At 63.1% G+C, this 624-nt stretch carries 1 protein-coding gene; it reads right to left on the reverse strand.

The window, feature by feature from the left end:
* Positions 1-624, reverse strand: a 624-nt coding sequence (locus tag CXR03_RS18920; RefSeq protein WP_146070562.1) for an FAD-dependent oxidoreductase, incomplete at both ends; no start/stop codon positions are given.

Here is a 624-nt window from a genome sequence, read left to right on the forward strand (position 1 = left end):
TTGGGGACCCTTGCCGCCTTCGTCGACGGCAAAGCCGCGTTCGAAGCGATCAAGGCGCAAGAGGCGGGCCACGGGATGGGCCTCGTTCTTGGCGATCAGATGGGCAAAGCAGAAGCCGGACGCCGGCGTCGCCTTGAAGCCGCCGTAGCACCAGCCGCAATTCAGATAGAGATTGTCGATCGGCGTGCGGTCGATGATCGGCGAGCCATCCATGGACATGTCCATGGCACCACCCCAGGACCGCAGAACCCGAACCCGCGACAGACCGGGGATCAGCGACACGCCCTCCTCGATCGTATGCTCGACGGTCGCGAGATTGCCGCGCTGGGCGTAGGAAGAATAGTAGTCGATGTCAGCGCCGAAGACCAAGCCGCCCTTGTCGGACTGCGAGATATAGAAGTGTCCCGCACCATAGGTGATGACGTTGTCGATCACGGGCTTGATGCCTTCGGAAACGAAAGACTGCAGCACATGCGTCTCGATCGGCAGGTCCAGCCCCGCCATCTTGCCGGTGACCGAGGTGTGGCCGGCCGTGGCGAGCGCCAGCTTGTTGCAGCCGATAAAACCCTTGGTCGTCTCGACGCCGGTCACTTGGCCGAGCTCGTCGCGGCGGATGCCGGTGAC

The organism is Arthrobacter sp. 08Y14 (assembly GCF_002929455.1).
In the GTDB taxonomy this organism is placed as follows: Bacteria; Actinomycetota; Actinomycetes; order Actinomycetales; family Micrococcaceae; genus Arthrobacter_B; species Arthrobacter_B sunyaminii.